Raw genomic sequence first — 19333 nt, 5'->3', positions numbered from 1 at the left:
CCTCGTACTGGATGTACTTGGGTCAGGGGCCGGTGCGGCGAGAGTGCGTGCATGGCGTCGTCGGGCAGGCGGGACTTTCGCAACAGGCCCTAGGCGGCGGGGCCGGTCCGGTCAGGAGGGGTGCCGTCGGTCCCGTCGGGCCGGTCGGCGGCGGGACGGAAGCGCGTCAGGACGCTCACCACCCGGACCGTGAAGAGCACGGGCGCGAGCACGCCCCCCGTGCGCAGGAGCAGGGTCTCGACGCCGCCAGGGAGCCGGAACAGCAGTGCCGGGCCGGCCACCGCTCCGAAGACGACGGCTGCCGCGAAGGCGGCGCTGACCAGCGCGTACCCGATCTCGACGGTGATGGCATCGCGTTCGGCCCGTGTCCGTCGTCCCCCGTGTCCGCTCATACGGCGAGTGTCGCGGACGTGCGCCCGGCGGGACGACCGCCCCGCCGGGCGCACGCGGGGAGGCGCCCCCCTACTTGCGTACCGGGACCGGTTCCGCGTGCGCCTCCTCCACCGTGGACCCGGCGACCACGACCGACCGCCGCGCGCGGCGCGTGCGCAGGCCGGTGAGGCTGATCAGGAGTCCGAGGGCGGCGACCGCGGTGACCACCGCCAGGCCGGGCCGGTAGCTGTCCAGGACCGCCTGCGGAGTGGGGTCGGCCGGGGCGCCCGCGGTCACCACCGCCGTCACCACGGCGAGGAACAGTGCGCCGCCCACCTGTACCGAGGTGTTCAGCAGACCGGAGACCATGCCCTGCTCGTGGTCCTCCACCCCGTTGGTGGCCTGGATGTTGAGGGACGGGAAGACCAGTGCGCAGGCCGCGCCGATCAGCAGCATGCTGGGCAGGATCGCCGCGGCGTACACCGGGTCCAGGTCGACACGGAGGAACAGCGCGTACCCGGCGACCATCAGCGCGAAGCCCGTCACGAGCAGCCGCGGGGTGCCGTACCGGTCGACGACGGAGCCGACCCTGGTCGAGGAGAGCGCCACCAGCGCGCCCGCCGGCAGGAAGGCCAGCGCCGTGTGCAGCGCCGACCAGCCCAGCAGTGTCTGCATGTAGAGCGTCGCCAGGAACTGGAAGCCGACGTACGAGCCGAAGAAGGCCGTCGCGCCGAGCTGGGCGCGGATCTGGCTGCCGGAGCGCAGGACGCCGAGCCGGACCAGCGGCCCGGCCGAGCGCCGCTCGACGAGGACGAAGGCGGCCAGCAGGACGGCCACGGCGAGGAAGGACAGCAGGGTGCGGGCGGAGGCCCAGCCCGCCTCGGGCGCCTGGACGACGGTGAAGACCAGCAGCAGCATCGACGCGGTGCCGAGGACGGCGCCCGGGACGTCGTAGCCGCTGTGCCGCGCTTCGCGTTCGCCGCGCGGCAGCAGCCGCAGGCCCGCCAGCAGGGCGATCAGCGCGATCGGCGCGGGCAGCAGCATCGTGAGACGCCAGCTGGCCTCGGTGAGCAGGCCGGAGAGGACGAGGCCCATGGAGAAGCCGGTGGCGGCGCACGTGGTGTAGAGGGAGAGCGCGCGGTTGCGCAGCGGGCCCTCCGGGAACGTCGTGGTGATGATCGACAGGCCCGCCGGGGCGGTGAAGGCCGCGCTCAGGCCCTTGACGAACCGGCTGGCGATGAGCAGCGGTCCCGAGTCGACGAGCCCGCCGAGCAGGGAGGCGAGCGCGAAGACGCCCAGGGCGACGAGGAAGACCTGGCGGCGGCCGAGCAGATCGGCGGTGCGGCCGCCGAGGAGGAGGAGACCGCCGTAGCCCAGGATGTAGCCGCTGACGATCCATTGCAGGGTCGAGGTGGACAGGCCGAGGTCGGAGCCGATGGACGGCAGGGCGACGCCGACCATCGACACGTCCAGCGCGTCCAGGAACATCGCCGCGCAGAGCACCAGCAGGGTGCCCCACAGCCGCGGGGTCCAGCGGACCTCCGACGGGAGTGACGCGGGGGAGGGGAGCGGAGAGGTCATGCGGCGACACTACATGCGCGTGCATCGAATGCAAGTGCATTTAATGCTGATGCAAAGAAATCGGTTCTCTGCTACGGTGCGGGCCATGGCGGCGGATACGGCCGGACAGGCGGCGCTCGTGGAACGGTGGCGGGGCATCCTGGCGACGCACGCGCGGACCCAGTGCGCACTCGACCGCGCGCTGCACGGGCACGGCCTGTGCGGCAGCGACTTCGAGGTGCTCGACGTGCTCGCCGGGACGGCGGCCCCGGACGGCTCGTGCGGTTTCCGCGTCCAGGAGATCTCCGAGCGGGTGCATCTGAGCCAGAGCGCGCTCTCGCGGCTGATCGCCCGGCTGGAGAAGGAGGGCCTCGTCGAGCGCGCCATGTGTCCCGAGGACCGCAGGGGCGTCCGGGTGGCGCTCACGGGAAAGGGGCGCGCGCTGCACGGCGAGGTACTGCCGGTGCAGCGCGCGGTGCTGACGAGGATGCTCGCGCGGTGACGGCACCGGCCGGCCGGTGCCGCCGTCGGTCACCTCAGACGATGGCGGACGTCTCGCGCCACAGGTCCGCGAGCGTGGCGTCGCCCGTGACGGCGGGGAACGGCCGCCGGTTCCACAACGCCAGGTAGAGCTGCGCCGCCGTTCCCGACACCTCGCAGTCGGCGTCGCCCTCACCGCCCCGCTCGGCCGCGGGCGGCTCCGACGACAGGCGTACGGTCCACACGGCGTCGTCCGCGTCGGTCGCCCGCACCCGCAGGACGCGGGGCGTCCCGGTGCGGACCCGGCTCTTGGGGCGCGCGTGGAAGGCGCGCAGCAGTTCGTCGATGCCGTCCGCCGCGAAGGCCTGGTCGAAGGGGGCGGTGCTCTCCCCGGGCGCCGTGCCCTGCGCCGACTCGGCGTCCACCCGGTGCACGGCCGTCTCGTGCGCCTGCCGCCGGGCCCAGAAGGCGAGCGGCGAGGGCGCGGGCAGGAAGGCCCAGCACTCCACGTCGGGCGGGGCGGTGGTGAGGGTGTCGACGAGCCGGCGGTGCCCCTCCTCGAACCAGGTGAGCAGGTCGGCGCCGTCGAGGTCCGGCGGGTCCTCCAGCGGGTGCGGGGCGGTGAGCCGCTGGGCGACGTACGACGCCGCCCAGCGGTGCACGACGCCCGTGTGCCGCAGCAGGTCCCGGACCTGCCAGTCCGGGCAGGTCGGCACCTTCGCGTCCGGGCCCGCCGCGGCCGCGGCGGCGGCGAGCCTCGAGCCCTCCCGGTCGAGGACGCTGATGAACTCGGCAGTCTCCATGCGGGGAAGTGTGCCGGATGGAGTGCGCTCCAGGCACTCCGTCGTGCGGTGCTCCCGCTCGGCTCAACTCGCCGTCGCGCGGCGGGAGAAGACGCCGATCAGGGCCGCGACCGCCGCCAGCGCGGCCACGCTGGTCAGGGCGACGGGCAGGGAGAACCAGTCCGCCATGAAGCCGATCGCGGGCGGCCCGAGGAGCATCCCGCCGTACCCGAGGGTGGAGGCGACGGCGACGCCGGTGGGTCCGGCGAGGGCGCCCGCGCGTTCCACGGCCACGGGGAAGAGGTTGGCCAGTCCGAGCCCGGTGACGGCGAACCCGAACAGGGCCGGCCAGGCCGTGGAGGTGAGGGAGGCGACCAGCATGCCGGCCGCCGCGGTCGCGCCGCCCGCCACGACCGTACGCGTCCGGCCCAGCCGTTGCAGAAGCGTCGTGCCGGTGAGCCGGCCGACGGTCATGGCGAGCGCGAAGCAGGAGTAGCCCGCGGCCGCGAGCCCCGGGGAGGCGTTCAGGTCCTGCTGGAAGTGCAGGGCGCCCCAGTCGGCGAGGGCGCCTTCGCCGTAGGCCGTGCACAGGGCGATGAGGCCGAAGACGACGACGAGGCGGCGGTTGCGGGGCGTGAGGCGGTGCGGCGGTCCGGCGGGACGCGCGGGCTCCTCCCGGACGGGCGGCGCGGTGCCGTCGGGAGCGGACGCCGGCGGCGGCGGTGTCTCGCGCAGCAGCGTCGGCCCGGCGAGTGCGGTCACCAGCAGGCCGACGACGCACAGGCCCACCAGATGGCGTGTGGGGGAGAGGGCGTCCGCGACCAGCCCGCCCAGACCGGCGCCGATCATGCCGCCGAGGCTGAAGGCCGCGTGGAACGTGGGCATGATCGGTCGGCCGAGGGCCGCGACCAGATCGACGGCGGCGCTGTTGAAGGCGACGTTGATACCGCCGTAGGCGGCCCCGAAGAGAAGGAGGACGGCCGCCAGTGCGGTCGCGGAGCGGGTCAGCGGCGGCAGGGTGACGCTGAGCGAGAGCAGGACCGCGCAGACCACGGTGACCTGGTGGTTGCCGTAGCGCCGGCAGAGCCGGCCCGTGAGCATCATCGTGACGACCGCTCCGGCCGAGACCCCGAGCAGGGCGAGCCCGAGCGCGCCGGTGGAGGCATGCGTCTGTTCCTTGACGGCCGGGATGCGGACGACCCAGCCGGCGAAGACGAATCCGTCGAGAGCGAAGAAGACGGTCAGGGCGATCCGGATCCGGCGGAGCGCGTCGCCCGGCACGGCGTTGTGCGGGCGGGTTTTGTTTATGAGCGGCACAAAGTCCAGGCTAGGGGAGCGGTGCGCCCGGAACAAGGCGAGTTCCGGGCGGTGGCGCCGGGCGGCGGGAACGGCTCCCTTCCTCCCCCGGGTTCCGGCGCCTGCTCACCAGGGGGCCCGGCGCCTGCTCTCCCTGGGGCCCCGTGCCCGCTCTCCCCGGGCGCCGGCTCCCGGGGGCCCGCCTCCCGCTCTCCCGGGGGCCCGCCTCCCGCTCCCTCCGGGTCGGGGCACCCGCTCTCCTCGGATCCGCAGATTCTTCACACTGTGCTCACCGAAAACTCTACTTGCTTAAGTCAATCAAAGGGATCTAGAGTCTGGGCCGTCGTGCACACTGCATCTCCCCCCGGAGGCCCGGCCCATGACCCCTGCCCACCCCAGCCCCGAGCCGACGGCGGGGGTCCCCGCCCCGCGGGCCGGTCTCGTCGTGGCGGTGCTGGCCTTCGGCGGGATCGTGGTCTCGCTGATGCAGACCCTGGTGATCCCGATCGTTCCCGAACTGCCGCGCCTGCTGGACGCCCCGGCCTCGGACGCGGCATGGGCGGTCACCGCCACGCTCCTCGCGGCCGCGGTCGCCACCCCCGTCATGGGCCGCCTCGGCGACATGTACGGCAAGCGCCGCATGCTGCTGGTCAGCCTCGTGCTGCTCGTCGCCGGGTCGGTCACCGCCGCGCTCAGCGACACGCTGGCCCCCCTGCTCGTCGGCCGGGCGTTGCAGGGACTGGCCTCCGGCGTCATCCCCCTCGGCATCAGCATCATGCGCGACGAACTGCCCGCCGAGCGGCTCGGTTCGGCCACCGCGCTGATGAGCGCCTCCCTCGGGGTCGGTGGCGCCCTCGGGCTGCCCGCCGCCGCGCTGATAGCCGACCACTTCGACTGGCACGCGCTGTTCTGGACCTCGGCCGGGCTCGGCGTCCTCGCCGTGGTGATCGTGCCGCTGGCCGTGCCCGAGTCGGCGGTGCGCACCGGCGGGCGGTTCGACCTGGTGGGGGCCGTCGGTCTCGCGGCGGGGCTGGTCTGTCTGCTGCTGGCGGTCTCCAAGGGCGCCGACTGGGGCTGGACCGGCGGCACCACGCTCGGGCTGTTCGCCGCCGCGGTCGTCGTCCTGCCGCTGTGGGGCGCCTTCGAACGGCGCGTCGCACAGCCGCTGGTGGACCTGCGCACCACCGCGCGCCGCCAGGTGCTGGTGACCGACCTCGCCTCGACGGCGTTCGGGTTCTCCATGTTCGCCATGTCCCTGGTCCTTCCGCAGCTCCTCCAGTTGCCTGAGGCGACGGGCTACGGTCTGGGCCGGTCGCTGCTGGACACGGGCCTGGTCATGGCACCCGCGGGCCTGGTGATGATGGCCGTGGCGCCGGTCTCCGCCGCGCTCTCCAGGGCGCGGGGGCCGAAGGCGACCCTGATGCTCGGTGCGGTGGTGGTCGCCGGCGGCTACGGCCTCGGCATCGTGCTGATGGACGCCGTGTGGCAGCTCGTCCTGGTGTCCTGCGTGATCGGCGCCGGCATCGGCTTCGCCTACGGCGCGATGCCCGCGCTGATCATGGGCGCCGTGGACCCCTCCGAGACGGCCGCCGCCAACAGCCTCAACACCCTGATGCGGTCCATCGGCACCTCCACCGCCGGTGCCGTCGCCGGCGTCGTCCTCGCCCGGATGACCACGACGTTCGGCACCACGGCCCTGCCCTCGGAGAACGGGTTCAAGGTCGTCATGGCCGTCGGATCGGGCTCCGCCGTGCTCGCCCTGCTGGTCGCCGCCTTCATCCCCCGGCAGGCGGCGGCCGCCGCCGTGGAGCAGGAGGGCGCGGACGGGCCCGCGCTCGCGGCCACCGCCGAGCGGCGCCCCGAAAGTCCCGTACCGGCCACCGCCGGGCAGCGCCCTGTACCGGTCCTCGGCGAGCGGCGCCCCGAGAGCCCTGCGCCGGCCGCCGTCGAACAGGACCCCGGCCACCCCGTTCCGGCCGCCGCCGGGGCGTCGGAGCGGGCCGTGGGCGCGGCTGTCGCCGTTCCGCTGGCCCGTGCCGTCGCCGATCTGGTCGCCGCCGTGCCGGGCCTGGCCGACGGCGGCCCCACGACGGGCGCGTACCAGGTGCGCGGCCGGGTGCGGGGCGCGGAGGGCGCTCCGGTGGGCGGCGCCTCCGTCACCCTGATCTCCCTGGGCGGATCCCAGCTCAGCCGCTCGGCCGCCGCACCCGACGGCTGCTACGCGGTGGAGGCGCCGGGGGAGGGGACGTACGTGCTGATCGCCTCCGCCGACGGGCACCAGCCGCAGGCCACCACCGTCGTGGTCGGCGCCGCGCCCGTGACGTACGACGTGCTCCTCGTGGGCGGCAGCGGGCTCGCCGGAGTGGTGCGGTCGGCGGACGGCGGGAAGCCCGTCCCGGGAGCCGTCGTCGTCGTCACGGACGTGCGGGGCGACGTGCTGGCGACCGTGCGCGGCGACGGCGCCGGCGCGTTCTCCGTCGCCGACCTGGTGCCGGGGCCGGTGACGCTCGCGGTCAGCTCCCCCGGGCACCGCCCGTCGGCGCTGTCCGTCGAGGTCGCCGCCACGGGGATCACCCGGGTCGACGTCGAGCTGCGGCCCGGGGCGCGGGTGCGGGGCACCGTGCGCGGAGCGGGCGCGCCGCTCGGTGACGCGCGGGTCACCCTGGTGGACGCCGCCGGGAACGTCGTCGCCACCACCACGACCGGGAGCGACGGCATGTACGCCTTCTCCGACCTGGACGGCGGGCAGTACACGGTCACGGCCACCGGCTACCCCCCGCGCGCGCACGGCGTGCGCCTGCTGGGCGGGGACGTCGACGGCCACGACATCGAACTCGCCCACCCCGCCGACTGAGCTCTCTCCGGACGGAGGTCCCGTTCCCCGTTCTCCGGACCGGGGCCCCTGCGTGTGCTCCGGCCCGGGGTCCCTCCGCAGCGTCCACGCACCGCGGAGGGAATCCATACGTTGCGGCGTGGGAGGTGTACGCGGGGCCGCCGCGTCTGGCAGTACTGCAAGGAGCCGGAAGTCCGGGGTCCGCCCCTCCGGCACACCCGTCCGCCCGCTCTCCAGGGAGTCGCCCATGCCCCGCTCGGAAGCCCGCGTCCGCACCGACCGCCCCCACCGCTACGGCAAGCAGCTCGCCGCCCACCTGGGCCGCCGCGCCGAGTCGGACTGGGACGAGGAGAAGGGGGTGGGCAGCATCACGTTCCCGCAGGGCACCGGCACCCTCACCGCGACCGAGGACGCCCTGCTGCTCACCCTGGACACCGAGGCCGAGCACCTCGACCGGCTGGAGGACGTGATGGGCCGTCACCTGGTCCGCTTCGGCACCCGTGACGAACTGGTCGTCGAGTGGCACCGCGACACGGGGGAGCCGGGCAGCACCCAGCGCGGCGAATCCGCCTGACAACCGCGGCTGCAACGGCCCGAGTTGGGCGGCCGAGCCCGCCCGAGCCCGGTGGCCGAGCCCGCCGAGCACGGCAGCCGGACCGCACTGGAACGGCGACCGTGCCCACCGGAGTACGGCGACCGTGCCCACCCGAGTACGGCGGCCGAGCCCGCCCTCGGAACAGTGGCCACCGCGACCGCCGAGCGGCCGCCGCGACCGAGCAACGCCCCCGCCCGTCCCGTGGCGGGGGCGTTCGCGCTTCGCTCGTCAAGACATGCGTCTCAGCATATGACACCAGCCTTTGACATTAGCCGATCTTATGAAAGATAAAGGGGATGCTTTGGCCATCTAATAGCGTTCTGTAGTCGATTAGTCGATGGCCCCCCTTCTAGCCGAATGAGTTCCGCCGTGCCCGAGCCCGCCACCGCTCCCTCCTCCACCGATGCCGCGGAGCGGTGGAACGACTGGTGTGCCGGGCGCCGCACGGCGCTCACCGCCCCCACGGGCAACCTCGCCCTCGTGGAGACCCGCTGGCTCCCGGCGGGCGAACTCCCGGACGTGGACGCGGCCCGCGCCGGTCTGCCCGACACCGTGACCGTCACCACGGTGAGCCGCACCGACCTGGTCACCGGCGCACCCGAGCACGGGCTGCGCTTCTGGGACGCCGCCGCGCCCGCCGTCGAGGCCTTCGAGCGCGTGGACGTCTTCCCCTACGACCCCTCCTGGGTCCTCGAGGCCGTCTACACCCCGGTCCCGGGCGCCCGCCGCGTCGCCTTCGAGCACATCCGGGACAACGGCGGCACCCGCGACCTCGTCGTGCCCGGAGACATCTCACTCACCGTCGACGGCCACGACTACACCCTCAGCGCCTTCGACGACGACGGCACCCTCCTCCTCGTCTTCGGCGACCCCACCAACGGCGACAGCACCTACGGCGCCGGCCGGTTCCTCTTCGTCGAGCGCACGGAGGACGACCACCGCGTGGTCCTCGACTTCAACCGGGCCTTCGTACCGCCCTGCGGGTTCTCCGATCAGTACAACTGTCCGATGCCGCCGCGGCAGAACCGCCTCCACCTGGCCGTCGAGGCCGGCGAGAAGCGCCCCGTCTTCCGCGACGGCTTCACCGCACAGCACTGATCGCTCCCTCCCCCGTCCCGCAGCACGCACGAAAGCACCGCACGCCATGAGCCTCAAGAAGTCGTCCCTGTACGCGATCGCCACCGCGGCCGCCCTCTCCCTCACCCTCACCGCCTGCGGCGGCGGCTCCACCGGGGGCAGCGCCTCCGGCGGCACCTGGGACAAGGACGCCACCGTCAACATCGGCTCCCTCTACGAGCCGCAGAACCTCGACAACACCGCGGGCGGCGGCCAGGGCGTCACCGAGGCGCTCAACGGCAACGTCTACGAGGGCCTGTTCCGGCTCACCGACGACGGTGACGTGGACAAGCTCCTCGCCCAGGACTACCAGGTGAGCGCCGACGGCCTCACCTACACCTTCACCCTCCGCGACGGCGTGACGTTCCACAGCGGCAAGGAACTCACCAGCGCCGACGTCAAGTACAGCCTGGAGAAGGTCCTCGCCGACGACTCGCAGTCGGCCCGCAAGAGCAACCTCGAGGTCGTCAAGGACATCGCCACCCCCGACGCGAAGACCGTCGAGGTCACGCTGGAGCAGAAGTCGATCTCCTTCGTCTACAACCTCTCCTACGTCTGGATCATCAACTCCGAGGCGAAGGACCTGAAGACGAGCGAGGACGGCACCGGCCCCTACACCCTCGCCAAGTGGACCCGCGGCTCCGCGCTGAGCCTGAACCGCTTCGCCGGCTACTGGGGCGACGCCGCCGCCAACCAGCAGGTCGTCTTCCACTACTACAAGGACGCCACGGCGCTGAACAACGCGCTGCTGACCAACGCCGTCGACGTGGTCACCAGCGAGCAGTCGCCCGACGCCCTGGAGCAGTTCAAGAGCAACCAGAACTACAAGGTCAACGACGGCGACTCCACCACCAAGCTGCTGCTCGCCTTCAACGACAAGGCCAAGCCCTTCACCGACGTCAAGGTGCGCCAGGCCGTCTCCGCCGCCATCGACGACAAGAAGCTCCTGGAGTCGGTCTGGGGCGGCTACGGCAAGCTCATCGGCTCGATGGTGCCGCCCACCGACCCCTGGTACGAGGACCTCACCGACGTCAACGCCCACGACGTCGCCCGCGCCAAGAAGCTGCTCGCCGAGGCCGGTTACGCCAAGGGCTTCAGCTTCACCCTCGACACCCCCAACTACGACCCCCACCCCACCGCCGCGACGTTCATCAAGTCCGAACTCGCCAAGGTCGGCATCACCGTCGAGATCAACACGATCACGCCCGACGAGTGGTACACCAAGGTCTACAAGAACCACGACTTCACGGCCACGCTCCAGGAACACGTCAACGACCGCGACGTCGTCTGGTACGGCAACCCCGACTTCTACTGGGGCTACGACAACGCCCAGGTCACCCAGTGGGTCGAGCAGGCCGAGGCGGCTTCCACCGCCGCCGGGCAGACCGAGCTGCTGAAGAAGGTCAACCGCAAGACCGCCGAGGACGCCGCCAGCGACTGGCTCTACCTCTACCCGCAGATCGTCGTCGCGAGCAGCAAGCTCTCCGGCTACCCGCTCAACGGCCTGAACTCCCAGTTCTACGCCTACGACATCAAGAAGACGGGCTGATGGGCCGGTACCTGCTGCGCCGGTTCGCCTTCCTGCTGGTGTCGCTGGCCCTGGCGAGCGTGGTGCTGTTCGTCCTCCTGCGCATGCTGCCCGGCGACCCGGCCAACGCCCTCACCGCGGTCGGCGCCACCGACGAGCAGATCGCCGCCGCCCGCCACTCCATCGGCTCCGACCGCCCGCTGCCCGAGCAGTTCACCCACTGGCTCGGGCAGCTGGCGAGCGGCGACCTCGGCACGTCCTTCGTCAGCTCCCTGCCCGTCGGCCCCGAGGTCACCGCCCGGCTGAACGTCACCGTCCCGCTCACCCTGGCCGCCTTCGTGCTCGCGGTCCTGGTCGCCGTACCGGCCGGGTTCGTCGCCGCGCACAAACGGCGCACCTGGTACGGCGCCCTGCTCAGCGGTGTCTCCCAGCTGGGCATCGCCGTGCCCGTGTTCTGGCTCGGCATGATCCTCATCGCCGTGTTCGCGCTGAACGCCGGATGGCTGCCCTCCGGGGGATTCCCGCAGGACGGCTGGTCCGCGCCGACCGACGCGGTCCGCTCGCTCGTCCTGCCGGTCGTCACCATCGCCCTCGTGATGAGCGCGTCCCTGATCCGCTACGTCCGCTCCGCCACCCTCGACGTGCTCGGCAGCGACTACCTGCGCACGGCCCGCGCCCTCGGCGAGGGCTTCGGCACGGCCATGTGGCGCCACGGCCTGCGCAACGCCTCCGTACCGGTCATCTCCATCCTCGGCATCGAACTCGCCTCCACCCTCCTCGGCGCCGTCGTCGTGGAGTCCGTGTACGCGCTGCCCGGCCTCGGCTCCCTGCTCGCCACCGGCATCGCCCAGCACGACTACCCGGTGATCCAGGGCGTCCTCTTCGTCTCCACCCTCGCGGTGCTGCTCATCGGCTTCCTCGCCGACCTCGTCCAGCGGATCGTCGACCCGCGGCTGCGCGGCCGCCTCTCGGGAGGTGCCAGGTGACGGCCCCCACGGACATCCTCGCCCGACCGGCCGAACGACGGACGGGCTCCCGCACCCGCCGCGGCTCCGCCACGCTGACCGTGGGCTGCGTCCTCACCGGCCTGGTCGCGCTGCTCGCCCTCGTGTCGTTCCTCTGGCTGCCCTACGCCCCCGACGACACCACCGGCGGGCGGCTCGCCGGACCCGGCGACGGGCACCTGCTCGGCACCGACAAGCTGGGACGCGACCTGTTCACCCAGCTGATGACCGGTGCGCGCATCGCCTTCGGGGCGGGCCTCGGCTCCGTCGCCGTCGCCGCCCTCATCGGCGTCACGCTGGGCGTGCTCGCCGCGTTCGCCCAGGGCTGGCTCGACGACACGCTCTCGGCATTCCTCGACATCCTCATCGCGTTCCCGACCCTGCTGCTGGCGATGCTGGTCGTCGCCGCCCGGTCGGCCACCCTCGGATCGGCGGTCCTGGCCATCGGGCTGGCGCAGAGCGCGGTCGTGGCCCGCCTCGTCCGCATCCTGGCCAAGCGGGTCCTCACCCAGGACTACATCACCGCGGCCCGCACCTCCGGCACCTCCTGGCCGCGCACCGTCGCCGGCCACGTCCTGCCGAACATCTGGCCCACCCTCGTGGTCAACCTGGCCCTCCAGTTCGGCCTCGCCGTCCTCGCCGAGGCCGGACTGTCCTACCTCGGCCTCGGCGCGCCGCCGCCCAACGCCTCCTGGGGACGCCTGCTCCAGGAGGCCCAGGCCACCTTCACCATCGCGCCGGCCGGCGCCCTCGCCCCCGGTGTCCTGCTCGTGCTCCTCGTCGTGGGCGTCAACCTGATCGCCGACGGCCTGCGCGACACCCTCGACCCGGCGAGCCGCGGGAGGCGGACATGACCCTCCTCGACGTGGACGGGCTGTCGGTGCGCACCGCCGGCGGACGGCCCCTCGTCACCGACCTGTCCTTCACCCTCGCGGGCGGCGAACGCCTCGGGCTGATCGGGGAGTCGGGTTCCGGCAAGTCCCTCACCACGCTCGCGGTGCTCGGACTGCTGCCGGAGGGCATGACGGCCACCGGCAGCGTCGTCCTCGCCGGCACCCAGATCGTCGGCGCCCCCGAAAGGCGCCTGACCGCCGTCCGGGGACGCGCCGCCGCGGTCGTCTTCCAGGAACCGCTGACCGCCCTCGACCCCCTGATGCGGGTGGGTCGGCAGATCGCCGGCCCCCTGGCCCGGCGCACGGGCCTGAAGGGGAAGAAACTGCGGACCGCCGTGTTCGACGCGCTCGAACGGGTCCGGCTGCCCGAACCCGAGCGCATCGCCCGCGCCTTCCCGCACGAGATCTCCGGCGGCCAGCGCCAGCGCGTCGCCCTCGCCGCCGCCCTGGCCTGCGAGCCCGCGCTGCTCATCGCCGACGAACCGACCACCGCCCTCGACGTGTCCGTGCAGGCGGAGATGCTCGAGCTGCTCGACACCCTCGTGCGGGAACGCGACATGGCGGTGCTGTTCGTCAGCCACGACCTCGCCGTCGTCGCCAAGGTGACCGACCGGGTGCTCGTGATGAAGGACGGCCGGGCCGTCGAGGAGGGCGCGGTGCGGGACGTCGTGGGCGACCCCCGCGAGGAGTACACCAGGAACCTGGTCGCCAGCGCCCGCACGCTGGAGTCCGCACTGCACCTGAGGAGCGCGAAGTGACCCCCGTGCTGGAACTCGCCGACGTGGCGGTGCGCTACCGGGGTGCCCGCGCCGACGTGGTCCGGGACGTGTCCCTCGCGGTGCGGCCCGGCGAGAGCCTCGCCCTGGTCGGTGAGTCCGGCGCCGGCAAGACCACGCTGCTGCGTCTCCTGCTCGGCCTCGCCCGCCCCACCGCCGGCACGGTCCGCTTCGACGGCGCGCCCCTGGCCCTGCGCGACCGGCAGCAGATGCGGCGCTTCCGGCGCAGCGTCCAGTGCGTCTTCCAGGACCCCTACTCCTCGCTCGACCCGCGCCGCCGGGTCGGCGCGATCGTCGCCGAGCCGCTGCGCTCGCTGGGCCTGGACTCCCGCGCGAGCGCCGCGCCGAAGGTGGCCGCGGCGCTCGAAGGGGTCGGGCTGCCCGCCGACGCCGCCGAGCGCTATCCGCACGAGTTCTCCGGCGGCCAGCGCCAGCGCATCGCCATCGCCCGCGCCACGGTGTGCGACCCCCGCGTCCTGCTCGCCGACGAGCCCGTCAGCGCGCTGGACGTCACCACCCGCGTGAAGGTGGTCGACCTGCTGGCCGAGCTGAAGCGGGAGCGGGGCCTGACCCTGGTGATGGTCTCCCACGACCTGTCCGTCGTGGCCTCCCTGTGCGAGCGCACCGCCGTGCTGGAGCGCGGCCTGATCGTCGAACAGGGCGACACGTCCCAGGTGCTGGGCGACCCGGCCCACCCGTACACCCGCCGCCTGATCGACAGCGTCCCCCGCCTCCCCGCCTGACGCGCCACCGGGCCGCGTGCCTCGACGGAGTTCTTCCGGAGCGCGTGTCCTTCCCTCCGGACCGGCGTTGTATTAGGTTAGCCTCGCCTAAGTTTTGTTCGGGGGGTTGGGTGCACGGCACACCGGGTTCCCCGCAAAGATCCACCGCGCCACCGTGACAGAGCCGGTGCCCGGAGTGCCGGACGCATACTCCGGAATTTTTCACTTCCACTCGTCAGGAGAGGAACCGACAGCCATGGCCAACCCGTTCGACGACGACGGCGTCTTCCTGGTACTGGTCAACGACGAGGGTCAGTACTCCCTGTGGCCGGAGTTCGTGCCCGTCCCGGCCGGCTGGGCCGGCGTCCACGGCCCCGACAGCCGGGCCGCCTGCCTGGAGCACATCGAGCGGAACTGGACGGACATGCGCCCGCGCAGCCTGGTCGAGGCCATGCGCGGCGCCGGGGACTGATGGCGGCCCGCCCGGTCGTGGAGGTCACCTCCGCCACCTGCGGGCCGCCTTCCGCACCCGGCGCTTCGGCCCGCCCCGTCCAGCGCCGCGCGGGCTCGTCCGGCACACGCGGGACACCGTCGGCGGCCTCACGCCGCCCGACCTCCCCCTGGCCGCCCTGACCCACGAGGACATCGACGACGTCGACCACGACATCGAGAGCGACTCCAGTACTTCCAGCACTTCCCCGACGACGTGTGAGTGAGGGAGCGGAGGAACCGGTGACGCAACACCCCCCGACGGCGGACGACTTGCTCCGTGCGGTCATCGACACGTTCGACCCCGCGCGGCGACCGGGCGAGGACGACAGCCTCATCTCCTGGGGCCTGGCCCCGATCACCCTGATGAGGATCGCCGGCGGCTGGCGCCGGCAGGGCGTCGAGGTCGGCTTCGCCGAGCTCGCCGAGGAACCGACGCTCAGCGCCTGGCGGACCCTCCTGGCCTCCCGCAGCCAGGCCACCCCCACCCCGACACCAGGCCCCGGGCCGCAGGCCGGACCCGGCCCCGCACCAGGCCCCGGGCCGCAGGCCGGCCCCGGCCCCGCACCGGCGCCGGCCCCCGACGCGCCGTTCCCGCTGGCCGTGATGCAGCAGGCGTACTGGAGCGGACGCGGCGAGGACACCCCCCTCGGATCCGTCGCGGCCCATCTTTACGTCGAGTTCGACGGCACCGCCCTGGACCCCGGCCGCCTCGCTGCGGCCGTAGGAGCCCTCGCGGCCCGCCACGGCATGCTCCGCGCCCGGTTCACCGACGACGGCCGCCAGCAGATCCTGCCCGCGCTCACCCGCCCCGCCACGACCGTGCACGACCTGCGCGGCCTCGACGAGAAGGCGGTCACGACCCGCTTGGAGGAGCTGCGGCAGGCGTTCTCGCACGCCCGGCTGGACGTCGAGGGCGGCGAGGTCTTCGCCGTGCGGCTCTCGCTGCTGCCGGAGGGACGCGCACGGCTCCACATCGACGTCGACAGGCTCGCCGCGGACGCGCTCAGCCACCGGATCCTCCTCGCCGACCTCGCCGCGCTGTACGAGGACCCCGGCGCCGCCCTGCCGCCCATCGGCACCAGCTACCCGGCCTACCTCGCCGAGCGCGCGGACGTACGGCGGCTCAGCCGCGAGCAGGCGCGCGCCTGGTGGCGACGGCGGGTGCCCGAGCTGCCCAGCGCCCCCGGCCTGCCCCTGGCCGCCGGGGCGGAGCGGGCCGGCCCGACCCGGGTGACACGGTGTCACCACCGGCTGTCACCGGGGGAGAAGCGCCGGCTGACCGCCCGCGCCCACCGGCACGGGCTGACGCCCGCCATGGCGCTGGCGACCGCCTTCTCGGAGGTGATCGCCGCCTGGAGCGGTGAGCCCCGCTTCCTGCTCCACGCGCCGATGTCCGACCGGCGCGGCTCCCACCCGGACGTCGGCCTGCTCGTCGGCGACTTCACCAGCTCGGTGCTGCTGGACGTCGATCTCGGCGCACCCGAGCCCTTCGCCGAGCACGCCAGGCGCCTCCAGGACCGGATGCACACCGACGCCGCGCACGCCGACTACTCCGGCGTGGAGGTCCTGCGCGACCTCTCCCACGAGCGCGGCGAACAGGTTCTCGCCCCTGTGGTGTTCACCAGCGCGCTCAACCTCGGCGAACTGTTCGCCCCGCGGGTGCGGCGGACCTTCGGCGAACCGGTGTGGATCATCTCCCAGAGCCCGCAGGTCCTGCTGGACGCCCAGGTCACCGAGGCCGACGGGGGACTGCTGGTCCACTGGGACGTCCGTGAGGACGCGTTCCCCGCCGGGCTGGTCGACGCGATGTTCGCCGCCTTCCACGGGCTCGTCACCCGCCTCGGCACCGAGGACGAGGTCTGGGACCGGCCGGTGCCCGCCCTGCTCCCCGCCGGCCGGCGCGCGGTCCGCGCCGCCGTCGACGCCACCGTCTGTTCCACGACGGCTTCTTGACCCGGGCGGCCGCCCGGCCGGAGGCGCCGGCGCTGCTGTGGGGGACGGACGGAGTGCTGACCCGTGGCGGGCCGGCCGACCGCGCGCTGCGCCGCGCCGGCCGCCGTCGTGCCCCGCGGCACCCGGCCCTGGGGACACCGTGGCCGTGAGCCTCCCCGCGGGGCGGACCGTACCCCCCCCGCGGCCCTCCGGCTCGGACGGGCCGCGTCGATCGCTGGTCTCCAGTCGCCGGTGGCCGCCGGTGGCCACCGGTGGTCGCCGGCCGAGCGTGGCGGGCCGGGCTCCGGGGTGTCCGGCCGCGCCCGCGGGGGAGGACCGCGGGCGCTCCGCTCCGCCTCAGGGCCGGTCGGTGAGGTAACCCCCCATCGTGCGGAAGTACTCGCCCGCCGCGTGCTCCGTGCCGTCGTCCGTGCGCAGCCGGCGGATCACCAGTCCCCGGGACCGGCCGGTGTGCGCCTCGGGACCGGCCACGATGACCACGCCGTCGCCCTCCCGGATGAAGATCCGCCCCGGCGTGCCGCCGTAGCGGCCCTCCGAGACCGCGGCCGAGACGATCCGCAGCCGCTCTCCCCGGTGGTGGGTGAACGCGTTCGGGTAGGGGTCCGACTGGGCGCGCACCAGCCGTTCCAGCCGCTCGGCCGGCCACCGCCAGTCGATGCGGCTGTCCTCGAGCGCCCGCTTGTGGAAGAAGCTCGCCCGGCCGCGGTCCTGCGGCACCCACTGCCCCGCGTCCCGGCCCGAGGCGATGAGGTCGAGCGATTCGCGGACGATCGGCGCGATCAGGTCGACCGTGCGGTGGAACAGGTCGGTCGCCGTGTCGGTGGGCCCGACCGGCACCGCGCGCTGCACCAGGATGTCCCCGGCGTCCAGTTCGGCGTTCATCCGGTGCGCGGTCACGCCGACCCGCTCCTCGCCGTTGATCAGCGCCCAGATGAGGGGGGAGAAGCCGGCGTACGCCGGCAGCAGCGAGTCGTGGATGTTGAGCGTGCCGTGCGGCGGGAGGTCGAACAGCTCGGGCGGCAGCCAGGTGCGCCAGTTGTTGGCGACGATGATGTCGGGGCGGGCCGCGCGGACGGCGTCGAGCAGTTCGGGGTCGTCGGGGCGGTTGCGGAGCAGGACCGGGATGTCGTTCTTCTCGGCGAGTTCGGCGACGTTGTCGCCCCAGATCCTCTCGTAGGCGTGGTCGCTCTTGGGGTGCGTGAGCACGAGGACGACCTCGTGCCCGGAGTCGAGCAGGGCCTGGAGCGTGCGGTGCCCCCAGGTCTGGTAGCCGAGCATGACGACGCGCAAGGCGGTTCTCCCCTCGGACGGCTCCATTGCAAGGTAAGGCTTACCTTATCTAACATGTGGCTGCCTGAGGGAGGCGATGCCACGGTGAAACCACCGCATCTGGGATCGGACATCAGCCACGACGTCCTCGGAATCGGCTTCGGCCCGTCGAATCTCGCCCTGGCCATAGCGATCGAGGAGCACAACGCCGGACTCCCGCCCGAGCGGCGGCTCGACGCCCACTTCCTCGAACGCCAGCCGCGTTTCGGCTGGCACCGGGGCATGCTCATCGACGACGCCACCATGCAGGTGTCCTTCCTCAAGGACCTGGTGACGTTACGGAACCCGGCCAGTGACTTCAGCTTCCTGTGCTTCCTGCGCGACCGCGGCCGGCTCGTCGACTTCCTGAACCAGAAGACGCTCTTCCCGCTGCGCGTGGAGTTCCACGAGTACTTCGAGTGGGCCGCCGAGCGGATGCGCCACCTGGTGTCGTACAACCACCACGTCGTCTCCATCGACCCGGTCCGGGACGAGTCCGGCGTCGTGACCTGCTTCGACGTCGTCTGCCGGGACCCCGGGCGGCCCGGCCGGACCCTGACCCGCCGGGCCCGCGACATCAGCGTGGCCGTCGGCCTCGAACCCCATGTGCCGCCGGGCGTCGACCTGACCGAACGGGTCTGGCACAACAGCGAGTTGCTGCCCCGGGTCGCCGAACTGACCGCCCAGGGGCGTCCGGTGCGCCGGGCCGTCGTCCTCGGCGCCGGACAGAGCGCCGCCGAGACCGTCGACTACCTCCACCGGGCCTTCCCCGCCGCCGAGATCTGCGCGGTCTTCGCCAAGTACGGCTACACCCCGGCCGACGACAGCCCGTTCGCCAACCGCATCTTCGACCCGGAGGCGGTGGACGTGTACTTCACCGCACCCTCCGAGGTGAAGCAGTCCCTGTTCGACTACCACCGCTCCACCAACTACTCGGTCGTCGACATGGACCTGATCGAGTCCCTGTACGCCACCTCCTACCGGGAGAAGGTCACCGGCCGGGAGCGGCTGCGCTTCCTCAACGTCTCCCGCATCCGCGACGTACGGCCCAGGGCCGACGCCTCCCTCGACATCGCCGTGGAGTTCCTGCCCACCGGCGAGGAGCAGGTGCTGGAGGCCGATCTGCTGGTGCACGCCACGGGATACCGCCCACGGGACCTGACGGCCCTGCTCGGCGAGGCGGCCAAGGTCTGTCTGCGCGACGACGGGGACGCCCTCCGGGTCACCCGCGACCACCGGGTGGAGACCGCGCCCGACGTCACCGCGGGCATCTACGTCCAGGGCGGCACCGAGCACACCCACGGACTGACCTCGACCCTGCTGTCCACCACCGCGGTCCGCGCCGCGGAGATCCACGGCTCCCTGCTGGACCGGCGCGTCGCGTCCCCGTGACCCGGCCACCCGCGTCGGCCGTCCCCGGGCGCGCCCCATGGCCGGCACCCGGATCCCCGCCTCGCCGCACCGCCGCACCGCATTTGTCCGACCACCGCCCCGGCCCCGTCGCGCGCGGCGGCGCCGGCCCGACCCGCTCGCCGGCCCGCTCCGTACCCGACGCCTCGCCGCTGCCCGGCCGCCGCCCGCGGCCGCGGCCCCGACCGGCCGGGCGTCCGCGTCCCGACCCCG

17 protein-coding genes are annotated in these 19333 nt (G+C 73.4%); 12 read left to right on the top strand and 5 right to left on the bottom strand.

Annotated elements, in window-relative coordinates; translation table 11 throughout:
- Positions 1–89: 89 nt before the first annotated feature.
- Positions 90–392 (bottom strand): DUF6332 family protein, encoded by a 303-nt coding sequence (locus tag ACZ3KJ_RS21450; protein ID WP_467529073.1) that lies wholly within the window; start codon positions 390–392, stop codon positions 90–92.
- A 70-nt stretch (positions 393–462) separates the two neighbouring features.
- On the bottom strand, positions 463–1953 hold the full coding sequence (locus ACZ3KJ_RS21445) for an MFS transporter (RefSeq protein WP_467529071.1): 1491 nt from the start codon (positions 1951–1953) through the stop codon (positions 463–465).
- 85 nt (positions 1954–2038) lie between these two features.
- Between ACZ3KJ_RS21445 and ACZ3KJ_RS21440 the strand changes: the two genes are divergently transcribed.
- Positions 2039–2434 (top strand): MarR family winged helix-turn-helix transcriptional regulator, encoded by a 396-nt coding sequence (locus ACZ3KJ_RS21440; RefSeq protein WP_467529069.1) that lies wholly within the window; start codon positions 2039–2041, stop codon positions 2432–2434.
- 34 nt (positions 2435–2468) lie between these two features.
- Here ACZ3KJ_RS21440 and ACZ3KJ_RS21435 read toward each other — a convergent pair whose 3' ends face one another.
- Together ACZ3KJ_RS21435 and ACZ3KJ_RS21430 are read right to left on the bottom strand one after the other, a co-directional pair.
- The gene (locus ACZ3KJ_RS21435; protein WP_467529067.1) at positions 2469–3215 is read right to left on the bottom strand and encodes a maleylpyruvate isomerase family mycothiol-dependent enzyme; all 747 of its coding nucleotides are present in this window, start codon (positions 3213–3215) and stop codon (positions 2469–2471) included.
- Between the two features lie 63 nt (positions 3216–3278).
- Positions 3279–4511 carry an MFS transporter gene (locus tag ACZ3KJ_RS21430; RefSeq protein WP_467529065.1) on the bottom strand — a complete coding sequence of 411 codons (1233 nt, stop codon included), beginning with the start codon at positions 4509–4511 and terminating at the stop codon, positions 3279–3281.
- 358 nt (positions 4512–4869) lie between these two features.
- Between ACZ3KJ_RS21430 and ACZ3KJ_RS21425 the strand changes: the two genes are divergently transcribed.
- The 10 genes from ACZ3KJ_RS21425 to ACZ3KJ_RS21380 all read left to right on the top strand — a co-directional run bounded on the left by ACZ3KJ_RS21425 (position 4870) and on the right by ACZ3KJ_RS21380 (position 16402).
- On the top strand, positions 4870–7344 hold the full coding sequence (locus ACZ3KJ_RS21425) for an MFS transporter (RefSeq protein ID WP_467529063.1): 2475 nt from the start codon (positions 4870–4872) through the stop codon (positions 7342–7344).
- Positions 7345–7570: 226 nt separating this feature from the next.
- Entirely contained in the window at positions 7571–7897 is a 327-nt protein-coding gene (locus tag ACZ3KJ_RS21420) for a DUF2218 domain-containing protein (RefSeq protein WP_467529061.1), read from the top strand.
- A gap of 378 nt (positions 7898–8275) precedes the next feature.
- Positions 8276–9016: a DUF1684 domain-containing protein gene (locus ACZ3KJ_RS21415; RefSeq protein ID WP_467529059.1), complete on the top strand. Its 741-nt coding sequence runs from the start codon at positions 8276–8278 to the stop codon at positions 9014–9016.
- A 46-nt stretch (positions 9017–9062) separates the two neighbouring features.
- Entirely contained in the window at positions 9063–10583 is a 1521-nt protein-coding gene (locus tag ACZ3KJ_RS21410) for an ABC transporter substrate-binding protein (protein ID WP_467529057.1), read from the top strand.
- A complete protein-coding gene (locus ACZ3KJ_RS21405; RefSeq protein ID WP_467529055.1) occupies positions 10583–11548 on the top strand; it encodes an ABC transporter permease in 966 nt (321 codons plus the stop codon). The genes ACZ3KJ_RS21410 and ACZ3KJ_RS21405 overlap by 1 nt, the downstream gene beginning before the upstream one ends.
- A complete protein-coding gene (locus tag ACZ3KJ_RS21400; RefSeq protein ID WP_389516468.1) occupies positions 11545–12420 on the top strand; it encodes an ABC transporter permease in 876 nt (291 codons plus the stop codon). The genes ACZ3KJ_RS21405 and ACZ3KJ_RS21400 overlap by 4 nt, the downstream gene beginning before the upstream one ends.
- The gene (locus ACZ3KJ_RS21395) at positions 12417–13217 is read left to right on the top strand and encodes an ATP-binding cassette domain-containing protein (RefSeq protein WP_467529053.1); all 801 of its coding nucleotides are present in this window, start codon (positions 12417–12419) and stop codon (positions 13215–13217) included. Before ACZ3KJ_RS21400 ends, ACZ3KJ_RS21395 begins: the two co-directional genes overlap by 4 nt.
- The gene (locus ACZ3KJ_RS21390) at positions 13214–13978 is read left to right on the top strand and encodes an ABC transporter ATP-binding protein (protein WP_401685000.1); all 765 of its coding nucleotides are present in this window, start codon (positions 13214–13216) and stop codon (positions 13976–13978) included. Before ACZ3KJ_RS21395 ends, ACZ3KJ_RS21390 begins: the two co-directional genes overlap by 4 nt.
- A gap of 235 nt (positions 13979–14213) precedes the next feature.
- Positions 14214–14429, top strand: a complete 216-nt coding sequence (locus ACZ3KJ_RS21385; RefSeq protein ID WP_467529051.1) for an MbtH family protein — start codon at positions 14214–14216, stop codon at positions 14427–14429.
- A gap of 260 nt (positions 14430–14689) precedes the next feature.
- On the top strand, positions 14690–16402 hold the full coding sequence (locus ACZ3KJ_RS21380; RefSeq protein WP_467529049.1) for a condensation domain-containing protein: 1713 nt from the start codon (positions 14690–14692) through the stop codon (positions 16400–16402).
- A 336-nt stretch (positions 16403–16738) separates the two neighbouring features.
- Here the strand turns inward: ACZ3KJ_RS21380 and ACZ3KJ_RS21375 are convergent, their stop codons facing one another.
- Positions 16739–17692 carry a methionyl-tRNA formyltransferase gene (locus ACZ3KJ_RS21375; RefSeq protein WP_467529048.1) on the bottom strand — a complete coding sequence of 318 codons (954 nt, stop codon included), beginning with the start codon at positions 17690–17692 and terminating at the stop codon, positions 16739–16741.
- A 54-nt stretch (positions 17693–17746) separates the two neighbouring features.
- On the opposite strand from ACZ3KJ_RS21375, the gene ACZ3KJ_RS21370 reads away from it, so the two are divergent.
- Positions 17747–19102 (top strand): lysine N(6)-hydroxylase/L-ornithine N(5)-oxygenase family protein, encoded by a 1356-nt coding sequence (locus ACZ3KJ_RS21370; RefSeq protein WP_467529046.1) that lies wholly within the window; start codon positions 17747–17749, stop codon positions 19100–19102.
- Positions 19103–19333: the final 231 nt, after the last annotated feature.

It is taken from the genome of Streptomyces sp. NPDC003248 (assembly GCF_055563235.1).
This window is presented reverse-complemented; position numbering and strand designations above follow the sequence as displayed.